At 61.3% G+C, this 23,439-nt stretch carries 22 protein-coding genes and 1 pseudogene; 11 read left to right on the top strand and 12 right to left on the bottom strand.

Annotation, left to right across the window (positions count from 1 at the left end; all coding sequences use genetic code 11):
- Window positions 1-298: 298 nt before the first annotated feature.
- Window positions 299-1,684 carry a glucoamylase family protein gene (locus GXY01S_RS10860; RefSeq protein WP_255210425.1) on the top strand — a complete coding sequence of 462 codons (1,386 nt, stop codon included), beginning with the start codon at window positions 299-301 and terminating at the stop codon, window positions 1,682-1,684.
- A gap of 65 nt (window positions 1,685-1,749) precedes the next feature.
- Here the strand turns inward: GXY01S_RS10860 and GXY01S_RS10855 are convergent, their stop codons facing one another.
- The 3 genes from GXY01S_RS10855 to ahpC form a co-directional block, all read right to left on the bottom strand.
- Window positions 1,750-3,141: an NAD-dependent succinate-semialdehyde dehydrogenase gene (locus GXY01S_RS10855; protein WP_061274978.1), complete on the bottom strand. Its 1,392-nt coding sequence runs from the start codon at window positions 3,139-3,141 to the stop codon at window positions 1,750-1,752.
- A 224-nt stretch (window positions 3,142-3,365) separates the two neighbouring features.
- A complete protein-coding gene (gene ahpF, locus GXY01S_RS10850) occupies window positions 3,366-4,949 on the bottom strand; it encodes an alkyl hydroperoxide reductase subunit F (RefSeq protein WP_061274976.1) in 1,584 nt (527 codons plus the stop codon).
- 87 nt (window positions 4,950-5,036) lie between these two features.
- Window positions 5,037-5,600: an alkyl hydroperoxide reductase subunit C gene (ahpC, locus tag GXY01S_RS10845; protein ID WP_061274974.1), complete on the bottom strand. Its 564-nt coding sequence runs from the start codon at window positions 5,598-5,600 to the stop codon at window positions 5,037-5,039.
- Between the two features lie 142 nt (window positions 5,601-5,742).
- Between ahpC and GXY01S_RS10840 the strand changes: the two genes are divergently transcribed.
- Both GXY01S_RS10840 and GXY01S_RS10835 read left to right on the top strand, forming a co-directional pair.
- Window positions 5,743-6,723, top strand: a complete 981-nt coding sequence (locus GXY01S_RS10840) for a hydrogen peroxide-inducible genes activator (protein WP_061274972.1) — start codon at window positions 5,743-5,745, stop codon at window positions 6,721-6,723.
- Window positions 6,724-6,819: 96 nt separating this feature from the next.
- Entirely contained in the window at window positions 6,820-7,383 is a 564-nt protein-coding gene (locus GXY01S_RS10835; RefSeq protein ID WP_207207894.1) for a hypothetical protein, read from the top strand.
- A gap of 18 nt (window positions 7,384-7,401) precedes the next feature.
- On the opposite strand, the gene GXY01S_RS10830 is transcribed toward GXY01S_RS10835, so the two are convergent.
- A complete protein-coding gene (locus GXY01S_RS10830; RefSeq protein WP_174520951.1) occupies window positions 7,402-8,739 on the bottom strand; it encodes a hemolysin family protein in 1,338 nt (445 codons plus the stop codon).
- A 441-nt stretch (window positions 8,740-9,180) separates the two neighbouring features.
- Between GXY01S_RS10830 and GXY01S_RS10825 the strand changes: the two genes are divergently transcribed.
- The 4 genes from GXY01S_RS10825 to GXY01S_RS10810 all read left to right on the top strand — a co-directional run bounded on the left by GXY01S_RS10825 (window position 9,181) and on the right by GXY01S_RS10810 (window position 13,455).
- Window positions 9,181-10,341 carry an acyl-CoA dehydrogenase family protein gene (locus GXY01S_RS10825; RefSeq protein WP_061274966.1) on the top strand — a complete coding sequence of 387 codons (1,161 nt, stop codon included), beginning with the start codon at window positions 9,181-9,183 and terminating at the stop codon, window positions 10,339-10,341.
- Window positions 10,342-10,768: 427 nt separating this feature from the next.
- A complete protein-coding gene (locus tag GXY01S_RS17200; RefSeq protein WP_242501293.1) occupies window positions 10,769-11,260 on the top strand; it encodes an RcnB family protein in 492 nt (163 codons plus the stop codon).
- 379 nt (window positions 11,261-11,639) lie between these two features.
- A complete protein-coding gene (locus GXY01S_RS10815) occupies window positions 11,640-13,007 on the top strand; it encodes an Nramp family divalent metal transporter (RefSeq protein WP_061274964.1) in 1,368 nt (455 codons plus the stop codon).
- Window positions 13,008-13,149: 142 nt separating this feature from the next.
- The gene (locus GXY01S_RS10810) at window positions 13,150-13,455 is read left to right on the top strand and encodes a hypothetical protein (RefSeq protein WP_061274962.1); all 306 of its coding nucleotides are present in this window, start codon (window positions 13,150-13,152) and stop codon (window positions 13,453-13,455) included.
- A 52-nt stretch (window positions 13,456-13,507) separates the two neighbouring features.
- On the opposite strand, the gene GXY01S_RS10805 is transcribed toward GXY01S_RS10810, so the two are convergent.
- The 4 genes from GXY01S_RS10805 to GXY01S_RS10790 all read right to left on the bottom strand — a co-directional run bounded on the left by GXY01S_RS10805 (window position 13,508) and on the right by GXY01S_RS10790 (window position 17,891).
- Window positions 13,508-15,985 carry a mechanosensitive ion channel family protein gene (locus GXY01S_RS10805; RefSeq protein WP_082770841.1) on the bottom strand — a complete coding sequence of 826 codons (2,478 nt, stop codon included), beginning with the start codon at window positions 15,983-15,985 and terminating at the stop codon, window positions 13,508-13,510.
- 291 nt (window positions 15,986-16,276) lie between these two features.
- Window positions 16,277-16,735 (bottom strand): hypothetical protein, encoded by a 459-nt coding sequence (locus GXY01S_RS10800; protein WP_061274960.1) that lies wholly within the window; start codon window positions 16,733-16,735, stop codon window positions 16,277-16,279.
- Window positions 16,736-16,828: 93 nt separating this feature from the next.
- Window positions 16,829-17,134 (bottom strand): hypothetical protein, encoded by a 306-nt coding sequence (locus tag GXY01S_RS10795; protein ID WP_061274958.1) that lies wholly within the window; start codon window positions 17,132-17,134, stop codon window positions 16,829-16,831.
- Window positions 17,135-17,258: 124 nt separating this feature from the next.
- Window positions 17,259-17,891 (bottom strand): glycosyltransferase, encoded by a 633-nt coding sequence (locus tag GXY01S_RS10790; RefSeq protein WP_242501292.1) that lies wholly within the window; start codon window positions 17,889-17,891, stop codon window positions 17,259-17,261.
- A 36-nt stretch (window positions 17,892-17,927) separates the two neighbouring features.
- On the opposite strand from GXY01S_RS10790, the gene GXY01S_RS18985 reads away from it, so the two are divergent.
- Complete coding sequence (locus tag GXY01S_RS18985; RefSeq protein WP_242501291.1) at window positions 17,928-18,140, top strand: hypothetical protein; 213 nt, start codon at window positions 17,928-17,930, stop codon at window positions 18,138-18,140.
- 258 nt (window positions 18,141-18,398) lie between these two features.
- On the top strand, window positions 18,399-18,707 hold the full coding sequence (locus GXY01S_RS10785; protein WP_061275011.1) for a hypothetical protein: 309 nt from the start codon (window positions 18,399-18,401) through the stop codon (window positions 18,705-18,707).
- Between the two features lie 110 nt (window positions 18,708-18,817).
- Here GXY01S_RS10785 and GXY01S_RS10780 read toward each other — a convergent pair whose 3' ends face one another.
- The gene (locus GXY01S_RS10780; RefSeq protein ID WP_242501290.1) at window positions 18,818-19,048 is read right to left on the bottom strand and encodes a hypothetical protein; all 231 of its coding nucleotides are present in this window, start codon (window positions 19,046-19,048) and stop codon (window positions 18,818-18,820) included.
- A 354-nt stretch (window positions 19,049-19,402) separates the two neighbouring features.
- On the opposite strand from GXY01S_RS10780, the gene GXY01S_RS10775 reads away from it, so the two are divergent.
- Window positions 19,403-19,582: a hypothetical protein gene (locus tag GXY01S_RS10775; RefSeq protein ID WP_156470309.1), complete on the top strand. Its 180-nt coding sequence runs from the start codon at window positions 19,403-19,405 to the stop codon at window positions 19,580-19,582.
- An 18-nt stretch (window positions 19,583-19,600) separates the two neighbouring features.
- On the opposite strand, the gene GXY01S_RS10770 is transcribed toward GXY01S_RS10775, so the two are convergent.
- Entirely contained in the window at window positions 19,601-20,041 is a 441-nt protein-coding gene (locus tag GXY01S_RS10770) for a c-type cytochrome (RefSeq protein ID WP_061274948.1), read from the bottom strand.
- Complete coding sequence (locus tag GXY01S_RS10765; protein WP_174520950.1) at window positions 20,041-21,282, bottom strand: FAD-dependent oxidoreductase; 1,242 nt, start codon at window positions 21,280-21,282, stop codon at window positions 20,041-20,043. Before GXY01S_RS10765 ends, GXY01S_RS10770 begins: the two co-directional genes overlap by 1 nt.
- Window positions 21,283-21,651: 369 nt before the next feature.
- On the opposite strand from GXY01S_RS10765, the gene GXY01S_RS10760 reads away from it, so the two are divergent.
- Window positions 21,652-22,203 (top strand): hypothetical protein, encoded by a 552-nt coding sequence (locus GXY01S_RS10760; RefSeq protein ID WP_061274946.1) that lies wholly within the window; start codon window positions 21,652-21,654, stop codon window positions 22,201-22,203.
- A gap of 1 nt (window position 22,204) precedes the next feature.
- On the opposite strand, the pseudogene GXY01S_RS10755 reads toward GXY01S_RS10760, so the two are convergent.
- Window positions 22,205-23,439, bottom strand: a pseudogene (locus GXY01S_RS10755) (malto-oligosyltrehalose synthase); the annotation flags it as partial.

Below are 23,439 nucleotides of genomic sequence, written 5' to 3'. Positions count from 1 at the left end.
TGCTCCATGCCGGGGCATGCATGAAGCGCGTGGCAAGACGTTACAATTTGCAATGCAACTCCGGCGCCCAAAGTCATGCCCGCATCTTGCCATCATGCCTGATCTGAATTCATAACGGCATGAGCATCTGGCAGGAGACCGGGCTTTGCGATTTACCCACATGCGGGGCTATGCAGGCATAGCCCTCTCGGTAGTGCTGTGCTGCACGTCCGCGCCACCCGTATGGGCCGCAACACCGGCAGTCCCCGCACAGACCGCAGCCGCCGCGCCTGTCAGGGCCAGTGCCGCCGACACCATCATGGTCAATGACCTTGAACGCCGCACCTTCCAGTGGTTCTGGGATGCGGGCGACCCGCGCACCGGCCTCATACCCGACCGCTACCCCTCGCCCCAGACCCTGAGCAGTGTCGCGTCCGTGGGGTTTGGGCTGACGGCTTACGGCATCGGGGCCGAGCGTGGCTATATCACCCGCACGCAGGCGGTGCAGCGCACGCTTGCCACCCTGCGCTACCTGATGCAGAGCCCGCAGAATGACAGCCCGGACAAAGCCGCTGGCTATCACGGCTTTTATTACCACTTTCTCGACCGCACGACCGGGCTGCGCTTCAACCGCGATATCGAACTCTCCAGCATCGATACATCGCTGCTTATGCAGGGCGTGCTGTTCGCACAGGCCTATTACACGCGCGATACGGCGCCCGAGCGCGAAATCCGCGCCCTGGCGGACAAACTGTACGGGCGCGTGGACTGGCAGTGGATGCGCAGGCCCGATAACCGGCTGAGCATGGGCTGGAGCCCCGAGCACCAGTTCATCCTCAATTACTGGGAAGGCTACAGCGAGGGCATGATGGCCTACATCCTTGCCCTCGGCGCGCCGCCCCACGGGCTGGAACCCGCCTCGTGGCAGGCCTGGCTTGCCACCAACAACCAGCGCTGGGGCGATTATTACGGCCAGACCTTTCTCAACTTCGCCCCGCTGTTCGGCCACCAGTACACCCATGCATGGATCGACTTTCGCGGGTTGCATGATGCGTGGACGCGCGAAAAGCAGATCGACTATTTCGAGAACAGCCGCCGTGCGGTTTATGCCCAGCAGGCCTATGCCGTTGCCAACCCCGGCAAATGGCAGGGCTACAGCGCCACGATGTGGGGCCTGACCGCATGTGATGGCCCGGGTGACGCCACGCAGCAGATTGACGGGCAGCCACGGCATTTCCTGGCCTATTCCGCCCGTGGCGCAGGGCGTGACTACACGCTCGATGACGGCACCATTGCACCGACTGCCGCTGCCGGTTCCATAGCCTTCGCACCCGAGATCGTGCTGCCCACCCTGCACGACATGAAGGCGCGGTATGGCCAGCAGATTTACGGCAAATACGGTTTTGTGGATGCGTTCAACCCCAGCTTTCACGATGGAAAGACATTCTGGACCGACCATGAATATCTTGGCATCGACCAGGGGCCGATCCTGCTCATGATTGAAAACTGGCGCAGCGGGCTGGTGTGGAACGTGATGAGGCGCAGCCCCTATATCCGTACAGGGCTTGAACGCGCGGGCTTCGAGGGCGGCTGGCTGCCAGCGGCTGCGCGCACCGCAACCGCCCCGCAGCCTGCGGCACAGCCCGCGGCGATGGACGGCGCGCATGCCAGTGCGGCGCTGCCTGCCGCACCCCATCCCTCGTAAAGGCGGGTTTGCCGGTAACGCCGCCTTTCCGGACAAAGGCGGCATCCGCAGCTTTTATCAGGAAATCAAGGGGCAGCGTCGATCGGCACCACGTCAATCAGCTTCTTGTTGACGAATTCCTGAATGCCGAGCGAGGACAGTTCGCGGCCGAACCCCGAGCGCTTGACCCCGCCAAAGGGCAGGTCGCATGTGGTCCATGTCGGGTGGTTGATATAGACCATGCCGGTCTCGATCTGCTCGGCCACCCGCACGCCGCGCGCGGTATCGCTGGTGAAGACCGAGCCGCCCAGCCCGTACGGGTTGTCATTGGCAAGCGCTATGGCCTCCTCATCATCGCCCACGCGGAAGAACATGGCCACGGGGCCGAACAGTTCCTGATGGAAGATCGGGTTTTCTGCCGTGACGCCGGTCAGGATGGTTGTCTGCACGAAAGCGCCGGTCTCGGGCGGGGCCTCGCCCACGCGGATGGCGATGGCACCATGCTTGACGGCAAGGGCGACCTGATCGTTCAACTGGTCGGCCGCCGCCTGGGATGACAGGGGCGGCACGCCGCTTTTCTCATCCATCGGGTCGCCGGGCACGAGTTTGGCCAGGGCGGTCTCGAAGCGGTCAAGAAATTCATCGGCAATCGCGTCCGCCACGATAATGCGCTTGGAAGCAACGCAGCACTGCCCGCCATTGTTCATCCGCCCCCACACCGCCCATTTGACGGCTTTTTCCATATCGGCATCATCCAGCACGATAAAGGCGTCGCTCCCGCCAAGTTCCATGGTGGTTTTTTTCAGCGCCTTGCCCGCCTGCGCCGCCACAATGGCCCCTGCCCCCTCGCTGCCGGTCAGCGCCACGCCAATCACCCGGTCATCGGCAATGATCTCGCCAAGCTGGTCGCGCGTGGCATACAGGTTGGTGTAAAGCCCTTCCGGCGCGCCAGCATCGCGGAAAAGCTGCTCGAAAGCGGCAGCCGATTGCGGCACGTTGGAGGCATGCTTGACCACCACCACGTTGCCCGCCATGAACTGCGGCCCGACCACGCGGGCAAGCTGGTAATACGGGAAGTTCCACGGCTCGATGGCAAACACGATGCCCAGCGGCTGGCTGACCAGCATGGCATTGTCACCCCGGCCACTTTTTTCGGTCAGTTTCTGGGGGGCGAGGAATTCCTCGGCATGATCGGCGTAGTATTGCAAGATATCGGCCGAGAGTTCGACTTCCGCCAGGCTCTCGCGGTACAGCTTGCCCATCTCGAGTGTCAGCAGGCGGGCGTAATGCTCGTTGTTCTGGCGCAGGAGCTGCGCTGCGCGCCCCACAATGGCCGCCCGTGCGCTGAAGGGCTGTTTCGACCACTGTTTATAGGTTGCCTGGGCGCAATCGAGCTTCTGCGCCAGTTCGGCATCTGTCAGGTCAGGGAATGTAGCGAGGGTCTCGTTGGTAAACGGATTGATGGTCCTGTAGGCCATTGCTCTGCCTCCGTACGAAATGATGCAGGCTCTTTCGTGCAGTAGCGACCCGATTGACCCCTCATAGGGTATGAGCTGGCCCCTGCATGCTGCCTGTTCTGGCCCAACGGCAGGCAGCAGCACGGGTTGCCTGCCATATGGCAGGCAACAGGATAATAAGGGTTTTGGAGGCCGCCTTTTTTCACAAAGGCGGCGTTATCCGAAGCTTGGGGAACAGACCCTGTTCAGGCCGGCACCTTCTTCTCCACCGCGGCGGGTACGCGGATGAGGTAATCAAATGCCGACAGCGCCGCCTTGGCACCTTCGCCAATGGCAATGACAATCTGCTTGTAGGGCGTGGTGGTGGCATCGCCTGCGGCAAACACGCCGGGCACCGAGGTCGCGCCATGGTCATTGACCACGATCTCGCCAAACGCGTTGCGCTCCACCGTGTCCTTCAGCCAGTCCGTATTGGGCAGCAGCCCGATCTGGACGAACACGCCCTCAAGATCGACATGATGGTCCGCCCCGTCGCCACCGCGATAGGTCAGGCCGGTTACGTTGCGGCCATTGCCCTCGATGCGGGTTGTCAGCGCCTCGGTCAGTACGGTCACGTTGGGCAGGGTGGCGAGCTTGTCACACAGCACCTTGTCGGCCTTGAGGTGGGAGCCGCGCTGGAGCAGCGTGACATGCGCCACGATACCGGCAAGGTCGATGGCCGCCTCCACCCCGCTATTGCCGCCGCCTGCCACCGCCACGCGCTTGCCCTTGTAGAACGGGCCATCGCAATGCGGACAGTAGGCAACACCCTTGTTGCGGTATTCCTCCTCGCCCGGCACGCCGAGGTGGCGCCAGTGCGCGCCGGTGGCCACGATAATGGTGCGGGCGTGCAGGATCGCGCCACTTTCCAGCGCCACGCCATGCAGGCCACCGGGATGGACGGCGGGGAAGAGTTCGGTCGCGATCTCGCCCGGTATCACATCCACATCATAGGCCCGGACATGGGCTTCGAGTGCCGCCGAGAGCCTGGGGCCGGTGGTCTCGGGCACGGAGATGAAGTTCTCGATGCCTTCGGTATCCATCATCTGGCCGCCAAAACGCTCGGCCACAAGCCCGGTACGTACGCCCTTGCGCGCCGCGTAGACCGCAGCCGAGGCCCCTGCCGGGCCACTGCCGATGATCAGCACGTCAAAGGGCGCGATATCCTTCAGTTTTGCTGCGGCACGTTTTGGCGCCTCCGCATCGAGCTTTGCGAGAATCTGCCCCGCATCGGCGCGGCCGGTCTCGAACAGCCTGCCATTGAGGTAGACCTGCGGCACCGACATGATGTTGCGCGCCGTCACCTCATCGGGAAACAGGGCGCCATCGATGGTCACGTTGCGGATATTGGGGTTGATGACGCTCATGGCGTTGAGCGCCTGCACCACGTCCGGGCAGTTCTGGCATGACAGCGCCACATAGGTTTCGAAATCATACTGCCCCGGCAGGGCGCGGATCTGGGTCACCATGTCATCGGAGAATTTGGGCGCATGTCCCCCCACCTGCAGCATGGCGAGCACGAAGGAGGTGAATTCGTGGCCCATGGGGATGGCGGCAAAGCTCACGCTCCCCGTCTTCGCCCCGGCCTGCTTGATGACAAAGGAGGGCCTGCGCGTGGCCTCGCCCTGTTCACTGACCTGCACCCGGTCGGAAAGGGCGGCGACCTCGTGCAGCAGTTCATGCATCTCACGCGCGGGCGGGGTGTCATCCAGCGAGGCTTCGAGCACGATGGGGTGCGCGAGGCTGGCGAGGTAACCCTTGAGCTGCGTCTTGATGGCATCTTGCAACATGGCACGTCTCTCCACTTTTTCAGGCAGGGTGTGCGGGGTTCTGGCCCGGCCCGCACCAGAAGGCGGGGCCGGGCCAGAAGGCCGGGATCAGATCTTGCCGACGAGGTCGAGCGAGGGGGTCAGCGTTTCGCTGCCTTCCTTCCACTTCGCGGGGCAGACTTCACCGGGGTGGGAGGCGACATACTGCGCCGCCTCGATCTTGGAGAGCAGTTCGGCTGCGCTGCGGCCAACGCTGCCTGCCGTGATCTCGATGTACTGGATCTTGCCTTCGGGGTCGAGCAGGAAGGCGCCACGATCGGCTACGCCGGCTTCCTCGATATACACATCAAAATTACGTGCGATATGGCCCGTCGGGTCGCCAAGCATGACATACTTGATCTTGCTGATGGCGGGCGACGTGTCATGCCATGCCTTGTGGGTGAAATGCTTGTCGGTCGAGACCGAGTAGATTTCCACGCCCAGCTTCTGGAAGGCCGCGTAATTATCAGCGAGGTCCTCGAGTTCCGTCGGGCAGACAAAGGTGAAATCCGCCGGATAGAAGAAGAAAACGGACCATTTGCCCTTCACGTCGGCATCGGTCACCTTGATGAACTGGCCGTTATGGAAAGCGTCGGTTGCGAACGGTTTCAGCGAGTCATTGATGCGTGCCATTGGAATGCTCCTTGGTTTCGCGTGTCAGTTATCGACGGGTTCTTATCCCACGCTCACGAAATGCGCAGAAACAGTTTCTGTCAATGTCTGTGATAGGAGAAACCTTTTTACAAATGATCCAAAATAGGTTCTATCTATATGCATGACCTACATTCCTCTCTCCGGCCTCTCCCTGCGTGATATCGAATATGTTGTGGCGGTGGACGACCTGCGCAACTTTTCACGCGCTGCCGAGCGGTGCGGCGTGAGCCAGGGCGGCCTGTCGGAGCAGGTGCGCAAGCTCGAGGCCCTGCTGGGCGTGGTCCTGTTTGAACGCTCGCGCCGCCATGTCGCCCCCACGCCCGATGGCGCGCGGCTGATCGGCATGGGGCGCGAAGTGCTGGCTGCCGCCCGCGCCATGATCGAGGCCGCGCGCGTGCGCACCGGCCCGCTTGAGGGACTGCTGCGCATTGGCGTGATTGCAACGCTTGGCCCCTATTACGTGCCCAACCTGCTGCCGCTGCTGCGCCGCAACTACCCGCAGTTGCAACTGCGCCTGACCGACAGCCTGACCGACATCATGCTGCGCATGCTGCGCCATGATGAACTCGATATCGTGCTCGCGGCCCTGCCGGTCAGTGGTGAGGGCTTTCACAGCGTGCCGCTATTCAGCGAGCCGTTCCTCGCCGCCTTCCCCGCCGAGCATGCTCTGGCCGAGCGCAAGAACCTGACCATGCCCGACCTGAAGGGACCGGACCTGCTCCTGCTCGAGGACGGCCACTGCCTGCGCGACCAGGCGCTGGCCCTGTGCGGCATGTCATCAACACACCACGAGCCCGAACGCCTTGCCGCAAGCCTTGAAATGTTGTGGCACATGATTGGCGCGGGCGAAGGCTACTCGCTCATTCCCCGCCTCGCCCTGCGCAACCGTGGCGAGTGGGAAGGACTGATCACCGTCCAGCCCATTCCCGCCGCAAGCCGCACGATCGGGCTGGTCTGGCGAGCGTCCGACCCGCGCGGGGCCGCCTTTGCCGACTTCGCCACATGCCTGCGCAACAACACGCCCGAAGGGTGTACCGCGCTGCCGCATTTCCCCGCCAAAACCTGCCAGCCTCCTGAGCCTGACATGTTGCACATGGACTGACGGACCATGAACCAGGCCATGCAAGGACAGGCCGCATGGCTTTGCCGCCAGCGCGTTGGACAATCAGGGAATTCCGTTTAGAGTAGGCTCTATTACGTGGATGAGCGCCGCCTGCTGGCGTTCGGTTCACCCCTTTCTTGCAACACAAGCCCGGAACCTGATATGCGCCGCACTGTTGTCTCATGGGGCAAGATATTTACATCATCATTCATCATTCCTGGTTCCCTTCTCTGTGGTTTTTCAAGCCCGGGCCATGCGGGCACTGATAATGACACCAGTCTGGTTATTAAATACTCCGCACCGAACTACACGACTACTGTAGATGACGGATCCGATATTACGCTCAAGGGCACAATAGAGTTTGTTGAAACCAGGGATAAACACTCAGGTTCTTACTATAAATACGCTGTATTGAAAACGGATACGCCTTACCGGCTCAAGGAAGTTGAAAATACGGGAGAAGGTGACTTCATTGACGACAGTAACGTAACGCCTACGACGTTCCTCCCGATCACCGAACATGACCCGAAGAATTCAATCAGCGAGTTCACGTCTTATCTGGGGCAGTCCGTCACGCTGACGGACAAGATAAAATCAACCCGTCACGACGGTCCGGTGCTGGAGTATCAATCCATCACCCTGCCCCAAAAAGATAACTGACGCCTGCGGGCAGGCCCGCTACCCGTTCAGGCGGGTCACGAGAAGCTGGTTGATGCGAAAGCCTTCCACGTCCACCACTTCAAAGCGGAAGCCCATCGTCTCGACCCGGTCCGCCTTGCGCGCCATGCGCCGCAGGCGGTGCATGATGAAGCCGCCGATCGTATCGAACGGCCCTGCTTCATCAAGGTCGCTGGCGTCGAGTTCGCGCCGCACATCCCCGATCGAGGCCGCGCCGTCAATCAGCCACGAATTGGTGTCGCGCCGCACGATCAACTGCTCCTCGAACGGATTGGCCACGCCCCCCATCAGTGCCCCCATGATGTCCTTGAAGGTGATCAGCCCCACCACCAGCCCGTATTCATTCACCACCAGCGCAAAACCTACGCCATGGATGTCGAACTGGGCCAGCGTGTCCCACAGGTTGATGGTTTCGGGCACCGAGAGCACGTCGCGGCGCACCTGAAAGATCGGGCTTTCAGCCGAAGGACCACCCTTGCGCATGGGCGGCTCAGGGCTGGCGGGGTCGCGGTCCACCACGGCGGCCAGCACGTCTTCCGCCCGGATGGAGCCCACCACGTTGTCCAGCCCGCCATTGCATAAAGGGTAGCGGGAATAAGGCTTGGCGCGCACCTTGACCTTCTGCATCTCGGTGGTTTCCTGCAGGTCGAGGAACACGATCTCGTCACGCGGGGTCATGGCGGAGGTGATGGAGCGGTCCTGCAACCCCAGCACGTTCTGGATCATCTGGTGCTCCTGCTCGAGCAGTACGCCCGAGGCGGTACCGGCAGCCAGAATGGCCCGCAGGTCCTCGGGCGTTACGGGTTCCACCGCCGAGGCCGCTGGAATACGCAGCGCGTGCAGGATGGCATCCGATACCTTGGAAAACACCCACACGATGGGAAAGAGCAGCCGCAACGCCAGGGCGGGAAACCACCCCACGGCCAGCGCGATCTTGTCAGGCGCGTTCATGGCGATGCGCTTGGGCAACAGATCGGCAAACAGCACGAACAGGCCGGTAACCAGCATGAACCCCAGCACGGAGGCCAGCGTCCCGGCCGTAGCCTCGCTCAGGCCCCACTGCGTAAAGCCATGCGTGAGCGAGGGGGAGAGCATCTGCGAACTGATCATGCCGCCCAGCACGCCCACGCCGTTGAGGCATATCTGCAACACGGTCATGACCTGCCCGCTGTTGCGCCGCAATTTCAGGAAGGCCACGGCCCGCTCATCCCCCGCCTCGGCGCGGGAACGCAGGCGGGCATCACGGGCGGCAGCAAATGATATTTCCGATAGCGAAATAAATATATTGAGCGCGACCAGAAGCACAAGCGCAATCAGGCCGGAGAAAAACAGGACCACCAGAACACCCACAAAATAAATGCAGCATTGTATAACACGCACCCCGCCCTATCGGCAGAACCATATGCGCGCAACGGATATTTTTTTACTTGCCTTATCATATCGTTAAAGCAACAAACAGGAAGCCTGCCGCAGCTTCCGCCCTGATGATCCGGCGGCCGGAAAAGTGACCGGAACATAAGCGTTTTCGGGCTGCAGTCGTTTTGGGCGTAAAATCTTTTTTCCGCTTTGCAGCCCCCCGGCCTGCCCGCATACTTCCGTGCTTTCAGCCCGACCGGGCCAGAATGGTCCTTATGGAACTATTAATTATGGTGAAACCATAAAATCACTATTGATAGCGTTATAATTCTGCCGTATCTGTCAGATACGACATTTGGTACCATCTGCGTGCTTTCACCCACACGCAGGCATGAACAGCCGTAGCAAGGAAACAGGTGATCCATGAACGCAACGCCCTCCCCCGCCCCGGCACAGAGCAAAGCCGCCCTGACGGACATGGCAGCCCGTTTTGCGCAGCGCGCGGCGGCTTATGACCGATCGGGGGAGATTGCAACCGACAACCTTGATGACGTGCGCGAAGCTGGCCTGCTGGGCCTGACCATAGCCCGCGCGGATGGTGGACAGGGGGGCGGCCTGCGGCAGATTGTCGAGGTGATCGGCACGCTGGCAAAAGGCGACCCCACCACGGCGCTGATTGTGGGCATGCATTACCTGCAGCACGCCGTCATTGCCAAGGCCGCCAACTGGCCGCAGGCCGCGCGCAGGCAGGTAATCGAGACCGCCCTGCGCGAGGGCGCGCTGATCAACGCGCTGCGGGTCGAGCCTGAACTGGGCACGCCCTCACGCGGGGGGCTGCCCGGCACGCGCATCACCTGGGTTGATGGAAAGCCCCGGCTGAACGGGCGCAAGATCTATTCCACCGGGTCCACCGCCCTGCGCTGGGGCACGGTCTGGGCCGCGACCGATGAGCCGGAGCCACGCGTGGGGCAGGTGCTCGTGGACCTGACCCAGCCCGGCGTGAGCATAGAGCGTAGCTGGAACCAGATGGGCATGCGCGCCACCGGCAGCCATACGGTCGTGTTCGATAACGTGGAACTGCCCGACACGGCGCTGGTGGACCTGCGCGCGCCTGAAGAATGGCACAACCGCGACGGCTCGCTGGTGCTTGGGCATGTACTGGCCATTGCCAGCCTGTATGATGGCGTCGCCCGCGCGGCGCGGGACTGGCTGATTACTTTCCTGCATGAGCGCGTGCCAACCGCGCTGGGCAAGCCGCTGGCCACGCTGCCGCGTTTCCAGACCCTGCTGGGCGAGATCGATGCCCTGCTGATGGTCAATGAAAGCCTGATTGAAACCGCGCTGACCAGGGCCGAAAGCGGCAATTACCCCGCGCATGAGGCCAATCTGGCCAAGCATGTAGTCACGGAAAACGCCATCAGGTCGGTCGAACTCGGCCTTGCCGCCATTGGCAACCCGGGGCTGAGCCAGGATAACCCGCTCGAGCGGCATTACCGCAACGTGCTCTGCGCGCGTATTCATACCCCGCAGGCCGATGTGGCGCTGGCCGCCGCCGGGCGGATCGCGCTTGACACGGGGCGATAAGAAGGCTTTGCGCGGGTTTCATTTCAGTCGCGTATGATAATAGCAGACATACCTTATTACGGAACTTATTGAAATTGCCATATTCCAGATATGAATATGCCTGTATATGTATTGGCGCAACGGCAACGGATTGAGCGAATAATGCTGATTATTTTATTCCTCGGGCTGGCCGTGATGTCTGCATGGGGCTGCACAAAACAGCAGGCGGCATCATTATGACCAGATATTCACGATCATAGGAATATGCGGTCTGGTAGTCTGCCCTCTGATTTCGTGACCACAATGGACCGGACGGAACCCTGTGCTTTCTGATTTCCGCGCGCGGCATGGCGTCATGCCGTGCGGGAATAATCATCATTTTTTAACCCTGCCTGCAGCGCGCGGGATCAGGGTTGACCCAACACTCAGGATCAGGCCTGTAAACATAATGAAAAAACACTCTTTTCTGGCGCTTGGCGCAGCATGTCTTATGGGCTTTGCCACATCTGCCCAGGCCCAGCCTTTTGGGGGGCCGCAGGCACCCGGTCCGGGTGGCATGGGTGGCCCCGCTGGCCATGAAGGCCCGCATGAAGATCGCCATGCAGCCCCCGATCATCGTGGCCCGGCCCCCGGCCCCGCGCACCGCCCGGCCCCGCATGGCGCCCCCGACCACCGCATGGCAGGACCCGGTAGCAACCGCGATGGCGGCTGGCATGACAATAACCCGGACATGAACCGCGTGTGGCATCAGGGCGAGCGTTATGATGGCCCGCGCAACAGCCGCTGGATTGTCAATGACTGGCAGAGCCACCGTGGCCTTTCCGCCCCGCCCTCAGGCTATCAGTGGATGCGCTATGGCAACCAGTACCTGCTGACCGCTGTCACCACCGGCGTCATCGCAGGCGTGGTCAGCGCCACGCTTGGCAGTGCTATACGCTAACGGCGACAGGACGCGCGCATATGGCCATGCGGCAGACCCATGCCCCGTGGCCATATGAATGCCTGCCCGTACAGGCTGGCGGCACCCTAAAGCGCTGATTGCGGAATAATCGCAAACACAGCTATTTTTGGGGGCCTATATACCTAGTTAGAGTAATTCCATTGAACTCTGGCTCAGTGGAATCACTCTAACTCATTTTTACACAGCATCTTCACCAGTTCGAATTTATCCGTTCAAACTGGTTCTGATCGAGACAGCAACCATGTTTTGCAAGGGACGTTTCGCCTGCTCCCGAACATACCATAGCCTGATAATATTTTCTTGTGCTATCTAATATAGCGTATTGCATATTTCAGGCAAATACGATGTAACTCATACCATGATGCCAGACCGCCCTGCCCCGCCCCGCGCTACCCGGAATGCCGCCTGGCGGTTTGAAAAAACATCCGGGCCTGACCAGAACAGCCTGCCCGAAGTGTTTGCCTCCGTGCAGGTGCCGCAGGCCGGGGCCTCATGGCTGCGGCGGCTGCTTGCCTTCATGGGGCCGGGCTATATGGTCTCGGTCGGCTACATGGACCCTGGAAACTGGGCCACCGACCTGCAGGGCGGCGCGCAGTTTGGCTATACGCTGCTGGCCGTTATCGGGCTGTCAAACTTCATGGCCGTGCTGCTGCAATCGCTCTCGGCCAGGCTGGGCATCGCCACCGGGCGCGATCTGGCGCAGGCATGCCGCGACCACTTCCCCCCTGCCGTGAACATCGTGCTGTGGCTGGCCTGCGAACTGGCCATCACGGCGTGCGACCTGGCGGAAGTCATCGGCACGGCGGTGGCGCTGCAACTGCTGTTTGGCATATCCCTGCTCATGGGGGCGATCATATCGGTGCTCGATGTCTTTATCGTGCTCTTTCTCATGAACCGGGGCTTCCGTTACCTCGAGGCCTTCGTGATCGGGCTGCTCAGCATCATTGCCCTGTGCTTTGCGGTACAGGTTATTGCAGCCCATCCGCCTGTCGCCGCCATGCTGGCAGGGTTCATCCCCCGCACCACGATCGTGACCAACAGCCAGATGCTCTATATCGCCATCGGCATCATCGGGGCGACGGTCATGCCGCATAACCTCTACCTGCATTCCTCCATCGTGCAGACCCGCGCCTTTCCCCGCACTGAACCCGGGCGGCGCGACGCAATCCGCTGGGCCACATGGGACAGCACGATCGCGCTCATGCTGGCGCTGTTCATCAACGCCGCCATCCTGATCGTGGCGGCAGCGGCCTTTCACACAAGCGGCCATCAGGACGTGGCCGAGATCGAGGATGCCTACCGCCTTCTCTCCCCCATTCTGGGGCTGGGCATCGCGTCCACGCTGTTTGCGGTGGCCCTGCTGGCGGCAGGCACCAACTCCACCATTACCGGCACGCTCGCAGGCCAGATCATCATGGAAGGCTTTCTGCGCCTTCACATGCCGCCCTGGGCGCGGCGGCTGCTCACGCGCGGGCTGGCCATCGTCCCGGTGGTGGCGGTAACCGCCCTTTATGGCGACCAGGGCGTGGGGCGGCTGCTCATGCTCAGCCAGGTCATCCTGTCCATGCAACTGCCCTTTGCCGTCGTGCCACTGGTCATGTTCGTGTCAGACCGGCGCAAGATGGGGCCTTTTGCCATATCGCGGCCCGTGGCCCTCCTGTCATGGATCGTGACGGCGGTGATCCTCGTGCTCAATTTCAAGCTGCTGTTCGATACGGTTTCCTGAATGCGGCACGGACCCGTGCAGGGCAGTATTGCAACAATGAACCACCCCCGCCCCTTCTGTGCCGGGCCAGACAGGCTATAACGCTCGCAGCCCGTTATAACATGCGGGAACGTGTCAATATCTGCCAGAATGGAAAACAGCCATGTCCGTTGAAAACATGCTTCGTGATGCCATCAGCAAGAAAACCGTTGTCGGTTTTACTTTCGATGCCAAGAACTACATCTGCTCCCCCCACGCGCTCGGCGAGCGCGACGGCAAGCCGCAGGTGCTGATCTATCGTGGCGAGGATGCCCACGAAAAGCGCGTGCCCCCCATGGGTGAATGGAGCATCCTGCCGCTCGACACCATCACCGACCTCAAGCTGCTGCCCGCTGAAGCCTTCCATGTCGGCCACCCCGATGCGAAGGTGGAAAAGGAACTGCACAAGGTAACGCTGCGCGTCGCGTAACGCAGTACACCTTGCAAGGCCCCTGCCCGGTTCGTGGCAGGGGCTTTTTTTGTCAGCCCTGCCCCTGCTGTGGGGGCGCCTTGGGTGCGGCATCGATCTTGAGTTCGTTGCCTGCCCAGTTATCAACGAAGTTGAGATAGCTTGGCACGGGGAACTTGATGCCCTCGGCATTCATGCGCACCGCAACGCGGCTGTAATACTGGCGGTACACGGTCCATTTCGACCCCGGCGCCGTGCGGATGGAGCCAAGAAAGCGCGCGCCATTGCCATCAGCCTGTTCAATGCCCAGAAATGTGAAGTCCGACAGGATCAGGTGCGTAAAACGCGGGATCTTGCGCAGGGCGGCCAGTTCTTCTTGCAGTATTCTGGTCAGCTGCTCCGTATCTTGGCTGAGGTCGATCATGACATCGACCACGACAAGGTTGTAATCACGCGAAGTATTGGCAATCGACGACACCCCGGAGAACGGGATGATATGCAGGTCGCCATTAACCGAGCGCAGCCGCAGGGTGCGGATGGACAGATGCTCCACCGTGCCAGACACGCCGCCCGCCGTGACCCAGTCACCCACCTGTATGGCGTTTTCCACCAGCATGAAGAAGCCGGTGATGAAATCCTTGACCAGGCTCTGCGCGCCAAAGGCGATGGCCGCACCCATGATGCCCGCACCCGTCAGCAGGGGGGCCACGTTGATGCCGATCTGTGACAGCGTGGTTACCGCGACGATGATGATGATCAGTGCGAGCAGCACGGTCTTGATGATGGGCAGCACGGTGCGCAGGCGGCTCGCGCGGCCTTCCTGCGATGAATTCTCGAAGCGCGCGATCTGGCTCTGCAACACCGCATTGGCGGCCTCCCAGATGAACACCGCCACCGTATAGGCAACGATGACCGAACTGATCGTGCCCATCACCTTCTGCCCCAGCTTGCCGTGGAACAGGAAATTAATGGCGGGCAGCCCGAGTGCCTGCAGGAACACGATGGCGGTGGCGAATGACAGCAGGAAGGACAGGATCTTGCGCGCGGCCGGATAATAATAACTTACCCGCGCCTGCAGGCCGGGATAACGCGCCTCCATGGCGGGCGAGATCTGGAACAGCCGGTTCTGCACATTATAGGCCAGCACCGAGAACAGCCGCGACAGGATCACGACCGCCGTGGTCAGGATGACCGTGCGGATGATCCACGCATACCCACCCTGGATGTGGGTGGCCCAGATCAACCACAACGCGAAGTTGAAGAACATGGCTGGCACCCACCACAGGTACACAAGCCGGCCCACGAACGCCCAGAACGGCTGCTGGAGCAGGTGTGCCGAAGGTTGCAGCGCCGAGGCGACATGCCTGCGCACCCGCCACGTAAAGATGGCCACCAGCACATGCTCGATCAGCACGACCGAGCGGATGATGGCCTCCGTGCCGCGGCCTGGCATGTCAAACACGCCGCCCAGCGTGGACAGGCACACCACGACCGAGGGAGCGGCAACCAGAAAGTTGAGCCAGCGCGTAACCATGAAGGCCGTCTGGTCACTGGCGCCGCACAGCCGGATGGCAGGCGAATGCGGCACGAACAGCGTTTCCATGAGCAGGTAGACCACCCGCGCCACCACATAGGCGTTGGTCAGCGTCAGCGTGACCAGCATGGCCTGGTGGGTGGTGGTCAGCATATAGGCAAAACCGGTGCCCAGGCCAAAGAACAGCCCTACCGGCACCAGCTTGATAAGCAGGTGCATGAGCGAATAGGGCACGCGCGCCAAAAGGCGCAGGGTGGCGTGCTGGGCCTGCATGTCCTGCTCGGTAGCGGCCTGCTGGCCGGTGCCTTCCGCGTCGGGCGCGGCTGTTGCGGCGGGGGCTGGCGCAGCCGTTGCGGCATCGGGCAGGTTGAGGCGCTTTTCAGTTGCCAGCGCGCGTGCGGTCACCCCGCGCAGGGGCTTGCGCAGCAGCAGCGAGACGCCATGCTCGGCCGCCAGCGCCAGCAGCAGGATCAGCGTCGCCCTTCCTACCGCATCAAGCAGGATGCCCCGTGATTGCGGATCGGCGAAGATGGTATGGGTCCAGTGAACAACGAACGCCAGATCCCCGAACAGGGCGACAAAATGCTGCGCCTGCACGATCAGGCTGGCCCGCAGGGCTTCGGTGTCCTGCACCAGGTCGCTGCCCAGGCTATCAGGCTGCACGGTCAGTGCCTGCGCCGGGGCCGCCGCGTGCGCAGGTGCCGCGGGGGCCGGGGCGGGTGCTGACGGAAGCTGGGAGGCAATGGCGGCAAGCGTATTTTCAAACTCGGCGCGACGGGCGGGATCATTGATCACCGCCAGTACCTGCCGCGCCTGATCGGCGGTCATGCCATGGGTGAGCGCAGGGGCCGCAGCATCATCCGCCGCACGGGCCCCGTGTGGCCCATAGCCCCCCATCACGACCAGCAGCCCCAGAACAGCCGCGCGCAACAGGGTGGCAAAGGTCTCGCGCCACCGGCCCGCTGCGCAAAAATGCCCCGCCTCGCCCCGCTGGCCGGTCTGTGTTGAATGGCGCATTTTACAATTCCGTCCCGACTGCTCGATCCTGCCGATCCGCCCGGGCAGACATGGCGAGGAAGGCGCCGTTACCCGGACAGATGGCGCGATTTATCGCAGAGATGGGTGCAAAAGCGCAGGCTCGGGGAAGCTGGGCAGATATGCAATAAATTGCCCTACCCTTTTGTCCTATACTTTGTATCAGTTAAAATTACTTGCCGTGCTTAATTTTTATTTACATAATAGTTATATGATAATTCTATATCAATGTATCTTATATCCGCAAAATAAATCAATCTGCCCCATATCCGTTTACAGCTTGCCCACATGCTTGCGAATAAGCGGTATGGCATCGGGGTCATGCTGCACGGCTCGCGCCAGCAGGTCCTGCCCCAGCGCCTTGAGCGCCAGCGGGTGCATGGTCTCAACCGCACGGTCAAGGCTGTGCCGCTCCGTATCAGACAGGTCGGGATCATCGACAATACGCTGACGCAACGCTTTTATTGTTGCGGGCCCCGATAGTGTGACGTGCATGTCATCAGGCCGGTCGAGGTAAGCGCGTCCGGCAGGCGTCAGGCTGGTTTCGCCCGTAATGCCAAGCCCCGTGGGCCGTATGCCCACCCCGCCCTTGCACAGGCCCTGCAATTCAAGGTCCATCAGGTTGCGGGCGTATTTTTCCTCATCAGCCGCCTGCACGGGCCGCAGGGTGGTCGTGCCGCCCTGATCGGCCATGTGGCGTAGCAACTGCCCCTGCAATTCACGGTCAATCACGTCCTGCCTCCATTCCTCATGCCTACACGCGCCATGATGGTCCGGCAGGCTCAGGCAGACAACAGCCGCGTGAATACATACGGTTATGCAGCATCAGTCACAATCGGGCACATCGCGGCACCATTGGGGCACATGTGCGCGGGGCACCTGCTCGCGTGCGGCCTGCGTCACTTCGGCCAGTACGGCGAGCGCATGGTCGCGCACGGCGCGGGCGTTGACACGGCTGGCCCCCTCGCGGCCCTGTGTCATGACCTGCCCGAACCGCCCGAGCCGCCGCAGCAGCGCCGCCCGCCCGGCTTCATCAAGGTCAAGCACAGCCGCGCGGAAGGCATTCTGCCAGATCTGCACGGCCAGACGCTCCTGCTCGAGCGTGGACAGCGGGTCGTGGCCCTGGGTCATGTCGGTTTCATATCCTGATCTGTAAAGCTTTTTTCAAAAAAGCAATGCCTGCCAAAGCTTTTTGAAAAAAGCTTCATCAGGAACCTTTACAATTCCAGGGTATTATTGAAAAGGCCGGTGCCCCTCATGGCTGGGCCACAGGCCATGTGGCGGGCATGCCCATCAGGCAGGGTACATCATAGCTCAGGTGGTCGGGCTGGATATCGCGCAGGATTTCCATGTTGCGAAACAGTTCGCGCCGGTCGGGCCGCAGCGCCTGGCGCGACAGGAACGCCCGCGCCTCGGCCTTGGCCGCCTGCATGGGGTAGTCCTGCCCCGCGGGCTTGAGGTGCTCTATGGCCGTATAATCCACAATGCCGACATTATGGTGGTTGTGGCGTGCCGCGTTGCAGAACGCGATGTCCGTCGCCCACGCCCAGCGCAATTCGGGGAAAGGATAGACATAGGCCATGGCATCGCGATGGAAGGCGGTCACCGGCCCATCTTCCACATACCGGGTAATACGCCCGAGGCTGTTCCATTTGCGGTAATTGAACGTAAAGGATGTATAGGAATGGTAACGATGGGCGGGCTGGGATATTTTCAGCCCCATGACCTCGCAGAGCGATATGAACCCATCAAGAAAACGCGGCGGCAGGGCAACATCATCATCAGTAATGACCACCCAGTCATAATCCTGCAGTTTTACTGTTGCGAGGGCTGTATTGATATTGCCAAACTTGCCCCTGTCGCGCATCTGGGCTGTAACGAAATCCACCTTATGCTTTGTATTTCTCAGGCGCCTGAACACATCATGCAGCATGCGCTCGCGTTTTGGCACCCGCACGGATGTAACGAGGATTCTGCGCACCGGCTGCCTGCGGGCAATATTCCTGACATGGCGGGAATACTTCCGGTTATGGAAATCAAACACCATATCCGTCAGGACGGAAACCTTACGTTTTTGCCAGAAATTCTTGTGCTGGCAGAAATCGGAATCAAAGAAATCCGCTTTTTCCTGTTCTGATATTGTCATGTCTTGCTCTCCATTACCATTTCAGGGGTGGCAGGCGATGGATGACATACGTTGCCACCAAGGCGTGGATATGGCAGCACAAACATGATCACGTTCATGAAGTTTCAAACTATTTCAGGGAAAATCATATTCCATAATATTCAGGCAGCAACCGGAACTGTGCCCGCGCCCGCACGATACGACCAGCAGGGCGCCTGCCCCGAAGCCATTTTTACCCATGCGTGCTTCTTTACACGGAAAGAGGACAACATGCGTATTATTTCTGCCCTTGCAGTAACGGGCGTACTGCTCATGGCCAGCGCGCCGGTCGCCCTGGCCCAGAAACACCCGACCGACAAAAGCGTGGACCTGCCGGGCGATAATTCCCCCTCATCCATCGAGCGGGCGCATCCCCAGGACCGCAAGACCGTGCCACTGCCTGAAAAGAGCGAACGGCCCGCCCCCGCGGACCAGCCCGACCAGCCTTTGACCCGTCAACCCGCCGCCAATAAAGGCCCGGAAAGTCCCGGTATGTCTTCCAACCACCAGAACCTGCACAGTCCGTCCGCCCTGCAATAGGGCAGACGTGTCACGGCATGCTTTTTGCGGGGCTGCTACACGCAGCCCCGCTTTGTCTGATATTGTTACGCTTCAACCAGGAACAGGAAGCAGTTCGCTCTGCCCCGGCTTCACGCGCAGCTTTTCGCGTGCGACATGGTCATGGCATGGGTGGCGAGGTAGCGGAACTGCGCCTGTTCTTCAGGAAAGGCGGGCATGCCCTGCAGGGCATGCGTGGTCCTGCGGTAGCGATGCAGGTTGCTCAACCGCCGCCACGGGCGGTCAGGGTGCTGTTTGTTCCACAGGCTGATCGCCCGCAGTTCAACTTCCTGAATGTTTACATCATGATCTGACTTCGGCATGTCCATCTCCCTTGCATCTGCGTTGTGGGTATTGGAACTGTCACGAGGTTTATATGGGTGCGGTGGGGCATGCCCGCCACGCGCATCCAACGTCGCAGCATAGCACGGGTTCCGGCCCGGGGCTGCAATCTCTCTGTACCGTGATGCAGCACCCTTTTACATGACGCAATCAAACATCACGTTTCGTTACGGCTGTTGCGCAGCCGCACCGGTTAAGATCGTGTCAGTCTTGGGCAATGACGTGGAGCGTGCATGTTTTTCCTGGTTCACTGGGCACCAGAGACAATAGATGTATCGAACAGCCAGATCAGCGGGCCGGGTTGAATGCGGGCTGCCGCCATGCTGGCCTGTTTCATGATGGTAGCAGGCTGTACTGCCCGCTCCGTTCCGCTTGATGATGACGGGCTGCCCGTTACAAACGGCCGGGAACTGGACACCCCGGCCGAAGGCGGGACGCCAGGCGGCAGGAGCGGCCTGTGGTCTGACATGCTACATACCGCCATGCAGGCGGGCATGGGCATGCTCCACCATTAGCCGCGCCCTGCCCTCATTTTACTTCACGGTGGCGAACGTCATTTTAGGAAACATCATGGTTTTCAACCCCTCGGGGGTAAGATCACGGCTGCCTGCGGGCGCGCCGTTTTCACGCAGCATGAACGCCAGCAGATCCGCATTCTGCTCAGGTGTCAGCGTGCCGGGGGCAAAAAGCGGCATGGCTTTTGACATGTAGTCAAACAGTGCGCCCAATGGCGCCCCTGCCCAGTTGGCGGCAAAACGCCCCACAAGCGGCGGCACGTCAAAGGCTCCGCCCAGATCCGCCCCATGGCACACCGCGCAGAACTGCTGGTAGGCCGTAGCCCCCCGCCCGGCCTGCGCGGCGGTGTAGTAGGACGTACCAGCCCGCGCCGGTGCCGCATGGGCCACCTGCACGCTCAGCGCCAGCAGCCCCGCCCCCAGCGCGGCATCACGCAGCCTTGCCTGCAGGCCGCGCATCAGCCCTGCCCCGCGGGAAAACGGGCAAAAAGATTTTCAAATATGCCAATCGCCTTTTCCGCCTCGCTGCGGTCGGCATGTTCAAAACTGTTGCCCACGCCGTCCATTTCACCCAAGCCCGACATGTCAAACCCCTGTATCATCAAGCCATCACTTTTCGAAAGCGCCGAGGCCCCCTTGTAGCGCACCCCATAAGCCACATCGGGTTGCGGCGGCAGCCACGCGGTCTGGCCACGCACGGGAATGAGCGAGCGGTCCCCCCACAGGTCACGCGCCGCATAGCCGGGGCAATTGATGATGACCGGCTCGGGCAATGTCTTCATGTCGGCCGGTGTATGGAACTCGCGGATGACGATCCGCCCTCCCGCCTGATAAAACTCGGACAGCAGGAGATGACCATATGCCCCGAAATTGAAGATCATCAGCGGCTCGCGCCGGGCATAGGGCACCGCAAACGGATTTTCCTGTGCGGAAAGCAGTTCGGATGCTGGAATGATATCGCGTATCCGTTCGCCATAGCTGGCAAACTCGCTCGATTGCTGCGGCATGCCGGTCGTGGCGTAGTCGCCCTTGTGGTCCGGATTTTCCGGCTCGGGTTCCGGCGCGTCAAAAGGCGTGTCGGACAGGACATAACTGTCCCGGAAGTCGATCGGGTTGCCAGGCAAGCCGAGGTAATCGCGATAGCTTTTCCATGAATAGCGGGCCATCCGCTCCCATGTATCGGCAAATTGCGGGCCTGCGGGGGCGGTCAGCGCCACGCGTGAATCCGGTGTCCAGCTTCCATTGGCGCGGACCGAGCGGGTGTGGGGCAGCAGGTCGCGCGTATAGATCGTGACATCAAGCCCCGCGCGCTGCGCCGTCAGCGCCGTGGTCAGGCCAATGACGCCACACCCCACTACTGCCACGCGCCGGGGCGACAGGGCCGCCGCCTTGCCCACTGCCATCTCGGCCGACCCCCATGAAAGCGACCACCCGCTGCCGCCATGACCGTAATTATGGATGACCACCTTCCCGCCCACCCGCTCGACATCGAGCCGGGGGCCAGCGGCGCGGAACGGGCGTAGGCAGACCTTGATATCGGCTATCTGGTCGGCATGGGGGCGCATGGGCACAAGCCGGGGCACCGTGCCGGGCACCGCCGTGCGCCGCAGGGCGGCGGCTGCTGCAGGCACGGATGCCCACCGGCCACCGGCGAGCGCGCCAAAGGCCAGGGAGCCGGCAAACAGCCCCCTCCGGCCCAGGCGGGTGGGCATGTTTTTCGGGTCGTCAGGAAAACCGTTCACGTTCAAACCTCTGCTTGCCGGGTGCCTGTCACGAAAAATCCACCAGTTTCATGACAGGATCATTCATGCAAATGCGTTTTGGAAATATTCTGTATGCCGCTTTTTCAAATCCGCCATCATGGCTAATACATAAATGACCCGGCAGAATAAATTTTTTCTATCCCCCCGTCAAACCAGAGGCGGACAAAACCATGCCATACTCCCAGATAAAAACGCGCCCGGCCAATCATTACATCATGCAGGCACAGGTAATGGGCATGGTTGCGTGATTATTAATATTATGGCATTTTTATATATATGTTGAATATAATATTCAGGATTTAAGTAATGGGTTTTAATGCATCCTATCTGGCGTTCCATGGCGTGCGCCGTGAAGAAATACTCGCCCTTATGGAATTTGAGGATACCGGGATCGAGGATGAGGCACGCGAGGCCGATTTTTCCATCGCCGACATGCCTACGGGGTGGACCATCCTGTGGTCCAGCCAGTGTGAATACCTGCCAGACAGCGAGCCGCTTCACCTGCCTTTCAGATGCCGGCATAGCATTGTGGGCTGCTGCGTGCTGGAAACAACCATGATGAGCATAGGCTTCGGGTATGACTATGACGACCAGGGGAAAATGTACAATAGGTGGAACATTTCCCACGAGGCCGCCAAGGGGCACGATAACCTTGAGTGCATCGGCACCCTTCCGCCTGAAAGCAGGACCATCATCGAAGCCGCCCGCGCCGAGGCGGGCACGCGCACGAACGTGGATGTGTTTTTTGACATACCGGTCAGCGTGATCGAGAGCCTGACCGGCTTCCGCTATGACCGGCCGGTTTATGATGGCGAGGAAATCGTTTTTACCGGACTGCGTTCCCTCGCCACCGCCTGATTCAGGGCAGGCCCCGCCCACCCGCATCATGCACGAGGCAGACAAGGGGCACCTGCCCGCGCGCAAACGGCACGGTGGCCTGCACCGGTAAGGCACCCAGCAGGCTATGCCATGGCCCGACGGGCTGCGGCAGGGTCACGCGCAGCGCCATATCGCGCCCCGGCGCCAGCGTATCGGCCTGTATTTCCATGCCCAGTGGCAGGCGCGGGGCCACTACCAGCAGGCTGAACCCGTCATGCTGCCGCAGGAAGGCGATGGCATGGTCGCGGTCCGCCCCTTCCACCTCCAGCGGCTGGTAGTGCCCTTTGGCAAACAGGTCGGGATAGCGTGCCCGAAACGACAGGATGCGCCGGATCAGGTCGAACTTGACCTGGCCCGTGCGCCATGTGGCGGCGGAGGCATCAAAACTGCCAGCGTGTTCGAGCAGCGCATGGCGCAGGCCGAAATCAACCGGGCGGCGGTTATCGGGGTCAACGAGGCTGAAGTCCCACAGGTCACAGCCCTGATACAGGTCAGGCACGCCGGGCGTGGTCAGCCGCAGCAGGGTCTGCGCCAGCCCGTTGAGCGCGCCTGCCGGGGCCATCCGGGCCACCACCTGGTCCATCCGCGCCATGAACGCGCCGTTGGCGGCAAGGCGGCGCGCAAAGGCCGTGCAGGCGTCTTCATATGCCGTATCGGGGGTGAGCCAGTTCGTATGGCGCTTGGCCTCGCGCAGGGCCTTGGTCTGCCATTGCACGATGCGTTCGCACCACGCCTCACGCGTAGTTACGCTGGCGAAGGGAGTGAGTGGCCACGCGCCGAGCATGGTCTGGTACAGCATCAGCTCATCAATGCGGTCCGGCCCGATCGCTGTTTCCGCGCCGTTGCGGGCAAACCATTCGCTGGCCTGCGCGTGCCACCGGGGCGCCATCTCGCTCAGCACGGCAAGGCGGGCGCGGCTGTCCTCGCCACGCTTGTGGTCGTGGGTCGCGGTCGTGAGCATGGCGGCGGGGCGCGCGTGCGCGCGTGCGGTGCAACCGGCATGGAACCCGGCAACCGCAAGGCCGAGCCGTGCCGGGTCGGACCCTACCTCGTTGCGCGAGATCAGGCGCCCGTAGCGGTAAAAGGCCGTATCTTCCGTTGATTTGGCGGCCAGCGGCGCGGTCAGGTGCTCGAAGGCCTGTTCGGCACGGCGCACGCAGGCCGCAGGCGCATGCTCCGGCCGGGCTGACAGTATGCTCACTACCGTATCATACC

Source organism: Komagataeibacter xylinus NBRC 15237 (genome assembly GCF_001571345.1).
In the GTDB taxonomy this organism is placed as follows: Bacteria; Pseudomonadota; Alphaproteobacteria; order Acetobacterales; family Acetobacteraceae; genus Komagataeibacter; species Komagataeibacter xylinus.
Note: the sequence above shows the minus strand (reverse complement) of the source record. Positions and strands in the feature narration are given on the sequence as shown.